Annotated in this window: 1 protein-coding gene and 1 pseudogene; one reads left to right on the forward strand and one right to left on the reverse strand. The window is 42.7% G+C overall.

Annotated elements, in window-relative coordinates:
* Window positions 1–1192 (forward strand): ISNCY family transposase (locus ACWQ4X_RS19585; protein WP_457904666.1); only part of this gene is annotated, 1192 nt, incomplete at its 5' end.
* 118 nt (window positions 1193–1310) lie between these two features.
* On the opposite strand, the pseudogene ACWQ4X_RS19590 reads toward ACWQ4X_RS19585, so the two are convergent.
* Window positions 1311–1507 (reverse strand): annotated as a pseudogene (locus tag ACWQ4X_RS19590) (alpha/beta fold hydrolase); the annotation flags it as partial.

Consider the following 1507-nt stretch of genomic DNA (forward strand, 5'->3'; position numbering starts at 1 on the left):
CCAAGGTCCAGTTGCATTAGCCCATGCCGGTCGTGGCCAAATCAGCAATTCCAAACTTCCTGAAGAAATCAGACTCAAATGCCTCAATATTGTTTCTGACCAACTCCATGGTTTCGGACCCACTTTAGCGCATGAAAAGCTCACCACCGTACATGGATTCGATCTTTCAGTAGAAACCCTACGTTCTTGGATGATTGCAGCTGACTTATGGATTCCTCGATCCAAACGCCTGAAACGCCCGTATCAGCCTCGTTATAACCGGGACTGTTATGGTGAACTGATCCAAATCGATGGCTCACACCATGACTGGTTTGAAGGTCGAGCCCCTAAATGCTGTCTGCTGGTATTTATCGATGATGCCACAGGCAAATTACAGCATTTACGCTTCTGTGAGTCGGAATCAACCTTTGACTATATGATTTCAACACGTTTGTATGTTGAGCAGCATGGTAAGCCTTTAGCCTTCTACAGCGATAAACATTCAGTCTTCAGGGTGAATCAAAGCAGTAAGAAAGACACCAAGATTACCCAGTTTGGGCGCGTACTCAGCACCCTGAATATCGATATTATCTTCGCTAATTCACCACAGGCCAAAGGCCGTGTAGAACGAGCCAATAGAACGCTTCAGGACCGTCTGATCAAAGAAATGCGTCTGGAAGGCATCAGTTCGATTGCCGAAGCCAATGCCTGGCTACCCTGCTTCATTGAGCAGTTCAATCAGAAGTTTGCCAAGATGGCCTTTAATCCCAAGGATCTACACCGGACTGTCACTGAAACAGCCGAAGAATTAGATGATATTTTTACCTGGCGTGAACCCCGCAGAGTCACGAATAGCCTGACGATCACTTATGATAAATGCGTATATCTCCTGGAAAACACGGAAGAAAACCAAAGATTGATTGGCAAGTATCTTGAGTTTCTGGAATACCCGGATAGTACAGTCGCGATTGAATATCAGGGAAGAAAAATCAATTACAGCATCTTCGATAAATTAAGTCAGCTCAACCAGCGAGAGATTGTTGAAAATAAACGTTTGGGTTCTGTATTAGCCCATATTCAACAGCAGCATGAAGAACTAGAACAACAAAATAAACGCAATCGTTCTCAAAAGATGCCAAGCAGACGTGCACAGAAAACAGCAATTCAACAACGAAATCTAAATCCTGTGCTTGACTTGGAAATGTCCATATAGGACATTTCTATTTGGTTAGTAAGTAGGACATTTCTACTTAGGAATAACACAATATAATCTAACTATATAAGCTCCAGATACGCGACCTTGTGTAAACAAGATCGCCGTACATCATCTTTTAAGATTTCAAAAAGTTTTGTATCTCAAGCAACACTTCATCTGTTTTCTCAGCATGCAACCAATGCCCAGCATTTAAAATTTCTTTAATTTCCGCATTTGGGAATTGCTGCTGAATCGCCACGAAATGCTCAGGCTTATGTATATATGGAGACACTCCACCACGCAGGAACAATACAGGGCTTGTATATGGATTTA

The sequence above is a fragment of the Acinetobacter sp. NigerLNRRAM0016 genome (assembly GCF_054112845.1).